The following is a 14,372-nucleotide window of genomic DNA, read 5'->3' as shown; positions in this document are numbered from 1 at the left end:
ACTTAAATGAGCTTATATGTTTTGAATTTTGTTTTGGAGCTGGTTTTTAATTATTTATTTTTTCTAAAACGTAATTTTTCTTAATTTCTTAATGGCAAAAAAGCATAATATTGGTTAACCATATAAGGAATATAAGGACCTATAAGATAACCGATTTGAAGATTTCGCAACTTAAATGGGCTTATATATTTTGAATTTTATTTTGGATCTGGCTTTTAATTATTTACAGTATTTAAAAACGTAATTTTTCTTAATTTCTTAATGGTAAAAAAGCGGTCAATTGATGCTTTAACACTTTAAATATTAAACTTGAAACAAAAAACTTTAATCGATCAAATAGGAACAACTCATTTATTTGAAACTTCTCCAAAACGTATTATTTCATTGGTTCCTTCACAAACGGAATTACTCTACGATTTAGGTCTTGAAGACCGAATTGTTGGAATTACAAAATTCTGTGTGCATCCGTATCATTTTAAGTCCACGAAAAAAATTGTTGGTGGTACTAAAAAAGTGCATTATGAGAAAATCAGATTGCTGCAACCGGATATTATCATTTGTAACAAAGAGGAAAACACACAAGAAATAGTAGCAGAATTGCGTAAAATTTGTCCGGTTTGGGTGACGAACATCATCACGATTGAAGACAATTTTAAAATGATAACCGACTTTGGTCAGCTCTTTAATTGCAGAACTGAGTCTCAGAAATGGAACGACAAATTGGCTTTTGCCTTGAGCGATTTTAAAAACTTCGTCAAGGATATACCCGTAAAAAAAGCAGCGTATTTCATTTGGAAAAACCCTTTTATGGTTGCTGGTTCGGATAATTTCATCAATGAATTACTAAAACTGAACCGCTTTCAGAATATCTACGAGGATAAAGGACGTTATCCCGAAATTGAACTCAAAAAAATGCGCTTGGAAGGTGATCCGGATTTGGTTTTTCTTTCTTCAGAACCGTATCCTTTCAAAGAGGAAGATGCATTCGAGATAGGAAGACACACGCATCATGCCAAAACGGTGTTTGTAGATGGCGAAATGTTTTCCTGGTACGGAAGCCGATTACTAAAAGCGTTTGACTACTTTAAAAAAATGCATCAAAAATTATAATTCGCATTCCTAGAGGATTAATTTGTATTCTGTTTGCATTTTGTAATTCTGAATCGTTTCCATCGGACATTCTCTTTTGAATTTTTTTTCAAATTTGTATTTTGAAACCATTCCGCAAGCAATATTATTGGTTAAGATTGCGATTCAAAATTAAAGTTATATTTTTACAAAAAAAAGACGTGATTAATTATACCATTTACGAAAATAAAAACAGTGACCAATGGGTGACTTTTGTTCATGGCGCTGGTGGAAGTTCGTCTATATGGTTTAAGCAAATACGTGATTTTAAAAAGCAATATAATGTATTGTTATTGGATTTGCGGGGTCACGGGGAATCAAAACCTAGTTTAAAGACGGCTTTCAAACAGAAATATACTTTTTCGGCTTTGGCCAATGATATTCTGGAAGTCTTAGATTTTCTAAAAATCAAAAAATCACATTTTGTTGGTATTTCATTGGGTACCATTCTCATCAGACAATTGGCTGAAATGTATCCGGAACGCGTGCAAAGCATGATTCTGGGTGGTGCTATCCTGAAGATGAATTTCCGTTCTCAAGTGTTGATGCGATTGGGGAATATGTTTAAATACGTTTTGCCTTATCTCGTTTTATATAAGTTTTTTGCCTTTGTCATCATGCCTAAAAAAAGTCACAAGCAGTCTCGTGTTCTTTTTATCAATGAGGCTAAGAAATTATACCAAAAAGAATTTATCAAATGGTTTAAACTCACTGCCGAAATAAACCCGGTGCTGAAATGGTTCCGTCAGGTAGAATTGAATATTCCTACGCTGTATGTGATGGGTGAGGAGGATTATATGTTTTTGCCATCGGTTCGGAAAGTAGTGGAGAATCATTATAAATCGTCGAAACTCTTTGTGATTGAAAAATGCGGCCATGTAGTGAATGTGGAGCAACCTAATGCTTTTAACGATGCGGTTCTTTCTTTTATAAATACGGCCAAATAAAAAATGCCTGCATTATACATGCAGGCAGTTCTTTAACTAACCAAAACCAAAATAATAAATAACCAGTTTATTACCCTGCAAAGATCAAACATAACGGGACGATTTGCTGTTAAGATTTTGTTATTACTTTGTTGTACATACGTTAAGTTTTTTTGGATTCTTATTTTTTAAAATTTATCTGATGTCCTAGAGATTATATGGTTATAAAGCAAACAAAAGGAATTAAAGAACTGAATTCAAAAGGATTATTTCTTATAAAAACACCACCGTTTTATTGTCATAAACCATTGTTTTTCTTTCGGCATGCAGTTTTATGGCTCTGGCCAAAACCATGCGTTCCAAATCTCGTCCTTTCATAATAAAATCCTCTATCGAATGGCTGTGCGAAACTCGGGCAATATCTTGCTCGATAATCGGACCTTCATCCAATCCTTCGGTTACATAATGGCTGGTGGCGCCAATGATTTTTACACCGCGCTTAAAAGCGGAATGATACGGTTTTGCCCCAGGAAACGCCGGAAGAAAAGAGTGATGAATATTGATAATTTGATTCTTGTATTGTGCAATCAAATTGGGTGTGATAATTTGCATGTAGCGCGCCAAAACAATAAAGTCAATATTGTATTGCTTCAGTAAATCCAACTGCTTTTGTTCGCCTTCCGCTTTTATATCTTTCGTGAAAGGAACATAATGAAACGGTATAGAAAAACGTTCTGCCACGCACTTCAAATCCTCATGATTACTGATGATTAAAGGAATTTCAAGAGGCAATTCACCAGCGCTGTAACGTCCTAAAATATCATACAAACAATGGTCGTATTTAGAAACAAACAAAGCCATTCTTGGTTTTTCGTCTTGAGTATACATTTCCCACGACATGTTGAACGGAGCAGCCAACTTAGCTTGGAAATCAGTTTTAATAGCTTCAGTATTCCAATTTTTGGCACTGAATTCACATTCTAAACGCATGAAAAATACATTTTCATCAGCATCAACATGTTGATCTAAATAAATAATATTGCCATCAATGGACGAAATATAATTCGTAACGGAGGCAATAATTGCTTTTTGATCTTTGCAATGGATTAGGATTGTAATTTTTTGCATTAGCGTTCTGTTTTCAGTTTTGTTCTTAGTAATGAATAGTATTTTTCAAAACTAGATGTATTTGTACTTATAAAAAAGTTGAATTTGGCTGTTTTATGTTTGAAAAAAACAGCCCAATTTCAATCTATTTGTTATCCTGCATTGCAAAAACTTTCTGCAACAAAACAGAAGTTCTGGCACTCAGATTCGTTCGGATGTTTTTCTCTTCAACGGCAACCATTTTGAAAACGCCGTTCAGTGCTTGGTTTGTAACATAATCTGTCAAATCAGGATTCACTTTATTTACAAGAGGAATGCTGTTGTATTTTGTAATAATGTTGGTCCAAACTTTATCGGCACCTACTTTAGTAAACGAATTTTTAATCACCGGATTGAATTTTCCGTACAAAGCCGTCGAAGTGCTGTTTTGTAGATAATTCGTCGCCGAACTTTCATTGCCCATCAAAATCGTTTTGGCATCCATAAAAGTCATGTTTCTAACGGCGTCAACAAATATTGGCGTCGCTTCCTTTACCGCGTCTTCAGCAGCACGATTCAATACTTTCAAACCTTCGTCAGCCAAAGAACTCAATCCAATTCTTCTCAAACCCGCGTCTACTTTTCTCAATTCTTCCGGCAGTAAAATTTTTACGGCTTCATTTCTATAAAAACCATCGGTAGCTGTTAGTTTGGTTACCTGTTTTGAAATCCCATTATTCAACGCTTCCTTCAATCCACCTGCAATATCAACGCCGCCAATTCCTTGCGTTTGTGGAAATTGATTCATAACTTGTTGCATTTCAGCACAACTGGAAAGCGAAATTGCTACCGCTACAATTAAAATTTTCTTCATCGTAAATTGTTTATTAATTAATTCGCCATCCGGCATTTGTAAAAATACTACTTATTCAAAAACAAAGCCAACTATTCTTTAGGAGCACAAAATTTAGTAGTATTAATGACGATTTGTCCCGCTTTCCGCTGTATTCCCGATAAATAAAAACTACGGCTACAAAAAAGCCTTGTTTTTCTAAATCGGGAGATGCCGCTGCAATCGGGGCTAAATAACAAAATTCTTCCTTATTTATTAACAACGAGCAGCAACATCAAATAATTTTTAAAATAAAATTGTAAATTGCAGGCTTAAATTATCATATTCATAAAATGGAACAACAAAAACCATATATCCCTAACAATAAAGTAAGAATTGTAACCGCTGCAGCTCTTTTTGACGGTCACGATGCGGCAATCAATATCATGCGTAGGATTATTCAATCTACAGGTGTTGAGGTGATTCATTTAGGTCACGACCGCAGTGTCGAAGAAGTGGTCAACACCGCGATTCAAGAAGATGCGAATGCCATTGCGATAACTTCCTATCAAGGTGGACATAACGAATATTTTAAATACATGTATGACTTGCTTCAGGAAAAAGGAGCGGGCCAAATCAAGATATTTGGTGGTGGCGGAGGTGTAATCCTACCTTCAGAAATTGCCGAATTACAAGCTTACGGAATCACCAGAATTTACGCTCCAGATGACGGTCGTGCTATGGGATTACAAGGGATGATCAATGATTTAGTACAACAATCCGATTATCCGGTTGGCGATAAACTGACGGATGAAATCAATCATTTGGAAGAAAAAAATCCAAAAGCAATTGCAAGAATCATCTCGTCTGCAGAAAATTTTCCTGATGTAGCGGCCAAAACTTTGGAAGCCATCCAAAAAAAGAATGAAAATAGTACGATTCCGGTTCTTGGAATTACAGGAACGGGCGGAGCAGGAAAATCATCATTGGTAGATGAATTAGTGCGTCGTTTTCTAATTGATTTTCCGGAAAAAACAATCGGATTAATTTCTGTAGATCCATCCAAACGTAAAACGGGTGGTGCATTATTAGGAGATAGAATCCGAATGAATGCCATCAATAATCCTCGTGTTTACATGCGTTCATTGGCTACACGTCAATCGAATTTGGCTTTGTCTAAATATGTTGCTGATGCAATCCAAGTGATTAAAGCGGCAAATTATGATATCATCATCTTGGAGACTTCCGGAATCGGGCAATCTGATACGGAAATCATGGATCACTCTGATGTTTCTTTATACGTTATGACACCAGAATTTGGTGCAGCAACCCAATTGGAAAAAATCGACATGCTTGATTTTGCTGACTTGGTAGCGATAAACAAATTTGACAAACGCGGTTCTCTTGATGCATTGAGAGATGTGAAAAAACAATACCAACGCAACCATAATCTGTGGGATGCAAATTTAGATACACTTCCAGTTTTCGGGACCATTGCTTCGCAGTTCAACGATCCAGGAATGAATACGCTGTACAAAGCGATTATGGATAAAGTCCATGAAAAAACAAATTCTGATTTGAAATCAACGTTTCAAATCACGCGTGAAATGAGCGAAAAAATCTTCGTCATTCCGCCTCACAGAACGCGTTATTTATCTGAAATTGCCGAAAGCAACCGTAAATATGATGTTACGGCTGTAAGTCAAGAACAAGTTGCCCAGAAATTATACGGAATTTTCAAAACGATTGAAACCGTAGCCAAGAAAATACCTGAAATAAACAAAGCAGGAATCAATGATGATTCTGTTTTGCCAACAGCTATAGAATTGGAGAAATCGGGTGCTGCCGAGGATAAAATATTTTTGAATCTTTTACTGAATCAATTCGATAAAGTAAAAATGGATTTGGATCCGTACAATTGGGAAATTATTTTGACTTGGGACGAAAAAGTAAACAAGTACAAAAATCCAGTTTATACGTTCAAAGTTCGTGACAGGGAAATCAAAATGGCTACGCATACGGAGTCGCTTTCACATTCTCAAATCCCGAAAATTGCATTGCCAAAGTACAAAGCTTGGGGTGATATTTTACGTTGGTGTTTGCAGGAAAATGTTCCTGGAGAATTTCCTTTTACGGCAGGATTGTATCCTTTCAAACGCGAAGGAGAAGATCCTTCTCGTATGTTTGCCGGAGAAGGCGGACCGGAAAGAACCAACAAACGTTTTCATTATGTAAGCGCAGGTTTGCCTGCAAAACGATTGTCAACTGCTTTTGACAGTGTAACTTTATACGGAAACGATCCACATGTACGTCCTGATATTTATGGAAAAATCGGGAATGCCGGAGTTTCTATTTGCTGTTTGGATGATGCCAAAAAATTATATTCTGGTTTCGATTTGGTTCATGCGATGACTTCGGTGAGTATGACGATTAATGGACCGGCACCTATGTTGTTAGGCTTTTTCATGAATGCGGCGATTGACCAACAATGTGAGTTTTACATCAAAGAAAATGGTCTTGAAAAAGAAGTTGAAGCAAAAATCAACAAAATATATGCAGCAAAAGGAGTCGAAAGACCCCATTATCAAGGAGATTTACCGGAAGGGAATAACGGTTTAGGTTTGATGCTTTTAGGCGTTACAGGAGATCAGGTTTTGCCTTTGGATGTTTATAACGAAATTAAAGCAAGAACGTTGTCTCAAGTTCGTGGAACGGTTCAGGCGGATATTTTGAAAGAAGACCAAGCACAAAATACTTGTATTTTCTCTACTGAATTTGCGTTGCGATTGATGGGTGATGTACAGGAATATTTTATTACTAAGAATGTTAGAAATTTCTATTCGGTTTCTATCTCAGGATATCACATTGCTGAAGCGGGAGCGAATCCAATCACACAATTGGCTTTCACACTATCAAATGGTTTCACATATGTGGAATATTATTTGAGTCGTGGTATGAATATCAACGATTTTGGACCCAACTTATCGTTCTTCTTTTCGAATGGAGTAGATCCTGAATATGCCGTTATTGGTCGTGTAGCGCGTAAAATTTGGGCGAAAGCCATGAAAAACAAATACGGAGCCAACGAACGTGCGCAAATGTTGAAATACCACATTCAGACTTCGGGACGTTCTTTGCATGCACAGGAAATTGATTTCAATGATATTCGTACGACTTTGCAAGCTTTGTATGCGATTTATGACAACTGTAATTCGTTGCATACCAATGCGTATGACGAAGCAATCACCACGCCTACGGAAGAATCAGTGCGTCGTGCGATGGCAATTCAGTTGATTATTAATAAAGAATTAGGTTTAGCCAAAAACGAAAATCCAATTCAAGGTGCTTTCATTATAGAAGAACTAACGGATTTAGTGGAAGCAGCAGTTTTATTGGAATTCGACAGAATTACAGAACGTGGCGGAGTGCTTGGTGCTATGGAAACGATGTACCAACGCTCTAAAATTCAGGAAGAAAGTTTGTATTATGAAACCTTGAAACATACAGGTGAATTCCCAATTATTGGAGTGAATACGTTCTTGAGTTCTAAAGGTTCTCCAACGGTGATTCCAGCTGAAGTAATTCGCGCTACGGAAGAAGAAAAACAATACCAAATTGATATGTTGAACCATTTACATCAATCGAATCAAGATTTGGTAAATGAGCATTTAAATACGCTTCAGGAAGCGGCCATTAAAAACGAAAATTTATTCGAACATTTAATGGAAGCAACTAAGGTTTGTTCTTTGGGACAAATTACTTCTGCATTATTTGAAGTAGGAGGACAGTATAGAAGAAATATGTAAGCAGAGAACCGCTTTTTGCATCGCAAAAAGAGTGTGAACATCTTAACCCGTTTTCGGGCTAGATTTGATTGCAATATTTATAAAAGGCCTTTCAGCGATGAAAGGTCTTTTTCGTTATTTTATTTTATTAATTTTCAAGTACCCAATATGCAATTCATCCTCTTGTAAATCAGTTTCAGATTTGGTTATTAAAAGAGCATGTTGCGCTTTAAATTGCTTGTCTAAAACATCGGCTACATTATGTATATCATCCACATCGATTCCGTATTTATCATCTATATGAGATGGGGCGTCCTTGAAACCGAAATGTTTATAGAAAGTGCTTTTTCTTGCTTTTTTGGAAGCCAATCCTAAATTTTTGGCAATAGTTAGGATTTTGTAGTGGTATTCTTCAAATTCATTTTCTTTATAACCGCCCAAGTTGATGAAAAATAAATTATCCGAAGAAGAAGTTAGAGCTGTATCTTTTGCAATAATTTTGATCGAAAAATTGTCTACTGAAGAAACCTCTCGCCAGGCATCAATATGAAGTTGCCCTTTGGCTTCAGGCCAAAACGATTTCATCTGTGGGATCAAATCTTTCAAGGAAGTTCCAATTCCAAAAAAAATATCATGCTGTTCCGTAAACCGTCCTTTTGGTACGCAGCCTAGCATTATCATGTATAATTTAAGTTCTTTTTCCATAATTCAAAATTACATTATATTTTAAAATAAACTTTGGCACAATTCATGAATAGTATTTTTCAATATAAATTATAAAACGATAACGAATGAAAAAAATTACCTTATTTTTAGTTTTCATCGGGATGATGGCACTACAAAGTTGTGAAGTAACGGAAGTATATGATGATGTGGACAATGACACAATCAGCGAAGCATTTGAACTTCGTAATGTTGATTTTGGTTATAATTTGGACGAGGGTTATTTCATTTCAAGAAACTTTAATTCTACTATTGGGTCTAATATTTATTCCTCCGATGTTGTTTTAATGTACAGATTGATTGGTGTAACTAATTCTAACGCTCCAATATGGCAATCAATTCCCAGAACAATTTTTAATTCGAGAGGAGAGTTAGATTATGACTTTGATTTTAGTAAAGAGGATTTTATTATTAGAGTTGATGGAAGTTACGATTTGGAATTAACGCCCCAATATTTAGACAATCAAACTTTTAGGATAGTAATTGTGCCAGCAAGTCTTATTAATTCAATAGATAAAGATAATTACGAAGCAGTTATTTCGACATTGAAAATTAATGAAAGCCAAATTCAAAAGATTAATTTTAATTAACAAAATGCAAAAAAAAAGGAAATCGTGAGATTTCCTTTTTTTTAGCTATAATAAATTTATTGTTTTACAAATGTTGTCTGAAAAGTATAGCCTCTTGTTGTATAAGAGGGTTTTACAAACATATTAAGAAAATAAATTCCTGGCGGCAAATTTGAAACATTTAGGCTGGTAAAATTTGAATTTATTGTTGAAATACTATTAGGTATAAATGCGGTACCTGACGTATCGTTAATAGTTATGTTTGAAAATGTAACAGCGTTACCAGTATTCTCAATATTTAAAATTGATGTTGTTGGATTTGGATAAATTTTTATAGAGGGATCTGTTGTAGATAGTGGGTTGTAATTTATTTTAACAGTATTACTTATATAGTATATAGAATTTGTATCTGATGTATATTCTACATCTATTCTTCTGTAAAATATTGGTTTAGTATTTCGAGAGGTATTTATTGGGGTATAATCTTTTTTATTTGCACTTGTCTGAATACTAGTCCAATTAATATTATCTGATGAACTCTGCCAATATGAATCAAATCTTGAAATTTCTCCTTGGATTGGATCTGCAATTGAAGTTACAGTTTGATCACAGCAAATATTATTTGTAATAGTCTTATCACTCATAGGTAATACTCTAATAATATTACTTGAAGCACAATTTCTGTCAATTGATTTATTTGACGGATCTTCTAATACTAGTCGTCTGTATCCCATTCCTATTGTAGCGGTAGGTGGTGTATAATTTATTTCAGTTGCTTCTGGTATATCGTTCCAGCCATATAATTTAAATTGGTTTTCTATATTCACCCACCAAAATGGGTAAATTTTTCGACTTTGCCATTGATAATAATTTAAATTAACGGTAGTTCTAGAGTAACTTGCAGTAGCTTGTTCGCCTATTATTGTTTTTGGTTTTTGTCCATCGTAAACATATTGGTCACCTGAAATAATGTAATTATTTATAGATAATCTACTAATGTTAGGTAAAAACTTAGCAACTTTAACGAACATTACTTGTGGATCTTTAAGTGTTCTTCCATCTTGAAAAGTCGTTTTTTGTCTAATGTTAACATTATCATATAAAACTCCCTTATCTCGTTCGGAGAAAATAACTCTATCTGTACTAGAATCTACCCAGTCTTGGGATGATTCATAATAATTAACAAGTGATGGCATTAAAGGAATTCCTCCGTATGGTATGCGTTGTTCTGCATAATCAGGGTTTACTGGACTTGGTGGATTATTTGGTAAGGGTACTGTTTTAACTATGGGTATATTTTGACTTTTGTAAGCTATGCCGCTACTAGTTTTATATTCTGCAAATATGTACCCTCCAGATTGATCAAATTCTACTGGACTTATAGTGAGGGTAAAATTCCTTGAAGCAGTATTACCACCTAGGAAAAGCAGGAAGCCACCATTACCACCATTCGCTGTTAAAATTGGAGATGTTTTGCTTTTTTGATAGTATATATTAATGGTTCCACTATTATTTTGTGGGCTTGAAAAAACTACTTGTGTATTTAGTGAAATATTTGCAATAGTTGCATTCGCTTGAATATTTATAGGACCTGAACTATTTATAGAAACATTATTGATTGTTAATGAGTTTATGGATATAGTTTGTCCGTAAGATTTAAATTGCCAAAAAAGAATTAATATGATAATAGTAATTTTTTTTTTCATGGATGTTTTGTTTAAAATTTTTATACAAACATAATTATAAATAATGTTTAACTTGTTAATTTTTAAATTAAAAATATTAATAAATTAATAAGAAATATTTACTCTTTGGAATCTCTACTTTTAAGTAATGAAACTCCAATACCAAGCAGAAGCGCAACAGCAATAAAAGCCAGTGATACCCATTCTGGTAATTTAATATAATCATGAAGTAGCATTTTAACCCCTACAAAACTCAAAATAGCAATAAGACTGTATTCCAAATGAGCAAATTTGTCTAGCATGTGTGCGAGAAAGAAATACATAGAACGCAATCCTAAAATAGCAAAGATATTCGAACTAAAAACTAAAAAAGGATCGCTTGTTATGGCTAAAATTGCAGGAACACTATCTATAGCAAATACAACATCCATTACTTCAATAACAATAAGTGCTACAAAAAGAGGTGTAGCCGCTGTAATATGTCTTCTTTTTACAAAGAAATGCTCTCCGTCGATGTGATTGGAAATTGGCATGACTTTTTTCAGAGTCTTATAGATGAATGATTTTTTTGGTTCAAATTTTTCATCTTCCCCACTAAATAACATTTTCATGGCCGTATATATTAGAAAACCTCCAAAAATATAGGTCATCCATGTAAATTTGTTAATAAGTAAAACCCCAAAATAAATCATCAAACCTCTAAAGACAATAGCTCCTAGGATTCCCCAAAACAGTACTCGATGTTGGTATTTTTGTGGTATTTTAAAGGCCGAAAAAATAATAGCGATAACAAAAATATTATCGATACTCAAGGATAATTCTATTAAATAGCCTGTGATGAATTTTAATGACGCATCCATAGGTTTCAAAGAATCTGGATTTGCAATATAATCCGTGGTGTAGAGCCAATAGATTACTCCAGAAAACATAAAAGATAATGCTACCCATATTGCAGTCCATTTGCCTGCTTCTTTTGAACTTATAATGTGAGGTGTTTTATTGAAAACTCCTAAATCGAGTGCAAGAAATATTAAAACAGCTACTAAAAATGAAATCCAGACAATCATAAGTATAATTTTTAAAGTTATGCAAAGATACTTTATGAATTTTAAACTTTCATAACTATTTTATTGTAAAGTTATTTACTCTATGTGTTATCAAAGCTATTTTTTTGCTGAAAATAGGAGTTAAAAAAAATATCGCTATTAAAATTATTTATGTACTGATTATTGTAGGTGTTTTTTAAGAATCTGATAATTATAAACCAATTGCCTATAAAAAATAGAGGCATGACTTTATAAAAGTAATAATTTCTATATATTTGCATCAAAATAATAGGGGTCTAATTAATTAAAATAATTTTTATGTCGACAATACGTTTTCAAGCTTTGAGAGAAGCTTCAAGCAGAAAGCCAGTAGATTTTCAGGAATCGGATAGAAAATCAACTATTTTTGGTTCAAATGTCTTTAATGACAAAGCAATGAGGCAATATTTGACCTCGGATGCTTTTAAAGGAGTGCAAGGTGCTGTTCAGCATGGAACTAAAATAGACAGAAAATTAGCGGATTATATCGCCATGGGTATGAAAGAGTGGGCCTTGTCTAAAGGAGTGACTCATTATACACACTGGTTTCAGCCACTTACCGGAACTACCGCCGAAAAACACGATGCTTTCTTTGAAACATCGTATGATGGGAGTGATCCTGTAGAAAAATTTGGAGGAGCGCAATTAGTGCAACAAGAACCAGATGCTTCCAGTTTTCCAAATGGAGGAATTAGAAATACATTTGAAGCAAGAGGGTATACCGCTTGGGATCCAACTTCTCCAGCATTTATTTTTGGAACAACATTATGCATTCCAACCGTTTTTATTTCGTACACCGGAGAAGCTTTAGATTATAAAACGCCTTTGTTGAGAGCATTGACCGTTATGGACGAAGCGGCCACTGAAGTATGTAAATATTTTGATAAAAATGTAAAAAAGGTTACCGCGACTCTAGGATGGGAACAAGAATATTTCTTAGTTGATAGCGCTTTAGCAAATTCACGTCCAGACCTTATGATGACAGGAAGAACTTTGTTAGGACATACTTCTGCCAAAGGACAGCAATTGGATGACCATTATTTTGGTTCAATACCAACACGTGCTTTAACGTACATGAGAGATTTAGAGCAAGAATGTATGTTGTTAGGAATCCCTGTAAAAACACGTCACAATGAAGTGGCACCAAACCAATTTGAGTTGGCGCCTATTTTTGAAGAAACGAATTTGGCCGTAGATCACAACTGTTTGTTGATGGATGTGATGCAAAAAGTAGCGGAACGTCATGACTTTAAAGTTTTGTTCCATGAAAAACCTTTCAAAGGAGTTAATGGTTCAGGAAAACATAACAACTGGTCGTTAGCAACTGATACTGGAGTAAACTTATTGAGTCCAAGTAAAACACCAATGAGTAATTTGCAGTTTTTGACTTTCTTCATCAATACAATCAAAGCGGTAAATGATAATGAATCATTATTGAGAGCAGCTATTGCGTCTGCAAGTAATGATCACAGATTAGGAGCTAATGAAGCGCCACCTGCAATTATATCCGTATTCATCGGTGGACAATTGACTAAAGTTTTAGCTGAATTAGAAGGGGTGACTACCGGGAAATTATCTCCGGAAGAAAAAACAGATTTAAAATTAAATGTAGTAGGGAAAATTCCAGATGTCCTTTTGGATAATACGGATAGAAACAGAACTTCCCCATTTGCCTTTACAGGAAATAAATTTGAATTCAGAGCAGTAGGTTCAACGGCAAACTGTTCTAATGCAATGACTACTTTGAATGCAATAGTTGCGAAGCAATTAAGAGATTTCAAAGTTGAAGTTGATGCTTTGATTGATTCTAAAGACATGAAGAAAGACGATGCAATCTTCAATGTGTTAAGAGAGTACATCAAACAATCCAAAAAAATCCTTTTTGAAGGAGACGGATATAGCGAAGAATGGGAAATTGAAGCCAAAAAAAGAGGCTTGAGTAATTTCAAAACAACTCCTGAAGCGTTGAAGGCGAGAGTTTCTAAACAATCATTAGATTTGTTTTCTGAATTGAATATCATGAACCATGTTGAAGTGGAAGCACGTTATGAAATCGAATTAGAAGAGTATACCAAGAAAATTCAAATTGAAGGTAGAGTTTTAGGCGATATTTCTAAAAATCACGTTATACCTACAGCAATTCGTTACCAAAATACTTTGATTGCAAATGTGAAAGGACTGAAGGATATTTTTGGAAATGACTTTGAAACAATAGCAAAAGAGCAAATTATACTTATAAAGGATATTTCTAAACATATTGAAGGTATTAATACCAAAGTAAAAGAAATGACCGATGCCAGAAAAAGTGCTAATGCATTGACTGATGCTCAAGAAATGGCAGAAGCGTATTGTGATAAGGTAAAGCCATACTTTGAAATCATCAGGAACCACTGTGATAAATTGGAGTTGTTGGTAGATAATGAATTGTGGACTCTAACAAAATATAGAGAATTGTTATTCACTAAATAATAGTGCAGATAAATATTTAAAAAAAAGAGGCTTTATGGCCTCTTTTTTTTGTTAATAAAAACAATGGTGTCTTTAATAATTTTT

General features: G+C 34.4%; 10 protein-coding genes. 5 read left to right on the top strand and 5 right to left on the bottom strand.

Annotated features, from left to right (window positions below; genetic code table 11):
• Positions 1 to 309: 309 nt before the first annotated feature.
• Together BMX64_RS14975 and BMX64_RS14970 are read left to right on the top strand one after the other, a co-directional pair.
• Positions 310 to 1,110, top strand: coding sequence for an ABC transporter substrate-binding protein (locus BMX64_RS14975; protein WP_167543072.1), 801 nt, complete (start codon positions 310 to 312; stop codon positions 1,108 to 1,110).
• A gap of 179 nt (positions 1,111 to 1,289) precedes the next feature.
• Complete coding sequence (locus BMX64_RS14970; RefSeq protein WP_091174184.1) at positions 1,290 to 2,075, top strand: alpha/beta fold hydrolase; 786 nt, start codon at positions 1,290 to 1,292, stop codon at positions 2,073 to 2,075.
• A gap of 252 nt (positions 2,076 to 2,327) precedes the next feature.
• On the opposite strand, the gene purU is transcribed toward BMX64_RS14970, so the two are convergent.
• Positions 2,328 to 3,182, bottom strand: coding sequence for a formyltetrahydrofolate deformylase (gene purU, locus BMX64_RS14965; protein ID WP_091174118.1), 855 nt, complete (start codon positions 3,180 to 3,182; stop codon positions 2,328 to 2,330).
• 124 nt (positions 3,183 to 3,306) lie between these two features.
• Positions 3,307 to 4,014, bottom strand: a complete 708-nt coding sequence (locus BMX64_RS14960) for a DUF4197 domain-containing protein (RefSeq protein WP_091174178.1) — start codon at positions 4,012 to 4,014, stop codon at positions 3,307 to 3,309.
• Between the two features lie 311 nt (positions 4,015 to 4,325).
• On the opposite strand from BMX64_RS14960, the gene BMX64_RS14955 reads away from it, so the two are divergent.
• Positions 4,326 to 7,778: a methylmalonyl-CoA mutase family protein gene (locus tag BMX64_RS14955; RefSeq protein WP_091174115.1), complete on the top strand. Its 3,453-nt coding sequence runs from the start codon at positions 4,326 to 4,328 to the stop codon at positions 7,776 to 7,778.
• Positions 7,779 to 7,892: 114 nt separating this feature from the next.
• On the opposite strand, the gene BMX64_RS14950 is transcribed toward BMX64_RS14955, so the two are convergent.
• Positions 7,893 to 8,462, bottom strand: a complete 570-nt coding sequence (locus BMX64_RS14950) for a DUF1543 domain-containing protein (RefSeq protein WP_091174110.1) — start codon at positions 8,460 to 8,462, stop codon at positions 7,893 to 7,895.
• An 86-nt stretch (positions 8,463 to 8,548) separates the two neighbouring features.
• Between BMX64_RS14950 and BMX64_RS14945 the strand changes: the two genes are divergently transcribed.
• On the top strand, positions 8,549 to 9,070 hold the full coding sequence (locus tag BMX64_RS14945) for a hypothetical protein (RefSeq protein WP_091174106.1): 522 nt from the start codon (positions 8,549 to 8,551) through the stop codon (positions 9,068 to 9,070).
• Between the two features lie 56 nt (positions 9,071 to 9,126).
• On the opposite strand, the gene BMX64_RS14940 is transcribed toward BMX64_RS14945, so the two are convergent.
• Complete coding sequence (locus BMX64_RS14940) at positions 9,127 to 10,755, bottom strand: T9SS type A sorting domain-containing protein (RefSeq protein WP_091174103.1); 1,629 nt, start codon at positions 10,753 to 10,755, stop codon at positions 9,127 to 9,129.
• 98 nt (positions 10,756 to 10,853) lie between these two features.
• On the bottom strand, positions 10,854 to 11,801 hold the full coding sequence (locus tag BMX64_RS14935; protein ID WP_091174099.1) for a TerC family protein: 948 nt from the start codon (positions 11,799 to 11,801) through the stop codon (positions 10,854 to 10,856).
• Positions 11,802 to 12,098: 297 nt separating this feature from the next.
• On the opposite strand from BMX64_RS14935, the gene BMX64_RS14930 reads away from it, so the two are divergent.
• Positions 12,099 to 14,288, top strand: a complete 2,190-nt coding sequence (locus tag BMX64_RS14930) for a glutamine synthetase III family protein (RefSeq protein ID WP_091174096.1) — start codon at positions 12,099 to 12,101, stop codon at positions 14,286 to 14,288.
• The last annotated feature ends 84 nt before the right edge of the window (positions 14,289 to 14,372 follow it).

The organism is Flavobacterium sinopsychrotolerans, from assembly GCF_900110375.1.
In the GTDB taxonomy this organism is placed as follows: Bacteria; Bacteroidota; Bacteroidia; order Flavobacteriales; family Flavobacteriaceae; genus Flavobacterium; species Flavobacterium sinopsychrotolerans.
The sequence above is the reverse complement of the archived record's forward strand: the minus strand, read 5'-3'. Positions and strand labels throughout refer to the sequence as shown.